General features: G+C 60.0%; 1 protein-coding gene. It reads right to left on the reverse strand.

The annotated features are described in order from the left end of the window. A partial coding sequence (locus tag ATB02_RS25755; protein WP_446718974.1) for a phage tail tip protein J-related protein occupies window positions 1–600 on the reverse strand: 600 nt, incomplete at both ends.

Raw genomic sequence — 600 nt, forward strand, 5'->3', positions numbered from 1 at the left:
CGGTGTTCACACTGCGGATATAAAAGTAATAATCATGGCCCGGTTTGATATTGATACTGGCGGCTATCCAGTACAGCCCCGCGCCAAGGTAGCGGGCTGTGGTTTCAACCTGCCTGATATCGGTAATCCGCGTTTCCGAGAACCAGAACTCAAACTGTACCGTCGGATCATAAACCGCAAGATGCGGCGTGGCAGTTATCTGAAAATAGCCCGGCGTCAGCTCAATCCGCGACGGTGCTACCGGTGCGGCAATCCTGAACGATACCGACGCCGGATCGCCCTGCTGTCCCCACGCATTTACCGCCCGGACTGTCAGCGTGTACCGTCCCAGCGCCAGTTGCGTGAAGCGGTATGTGGTTTCCGTCGTCCGGGCCGTGCTGACCAGCCGCTCACTGCCGTCATCCGCTGCCACGGTCAGGCGAAGCATAAAGCTCACCCCCTTCACCACCTTCGGCGTGTCCCAGCGCGCCAGCACCTGATATTCCCCGCTGTCTGCGGTGACTTCGGCAGTCAGGTGCTGCACCGCTGGCGGCGTGACACCATTCACCGTGCCGCTCTGGTCGCCGTCAAAGTGCGCCCCGTTATCCACGATGGCCTCTT

The sequence above is a fragment of the Escherichia sp. MOD1-EC5189 genome, assembly GCF_002966045.1.
Classification (GTDB): Bacteria; Pseudomonadota; Gammaproteobacteria; order Enterobacterales; family Enterobacteriaceae; genus Escherichia; species Escherichia coli_F.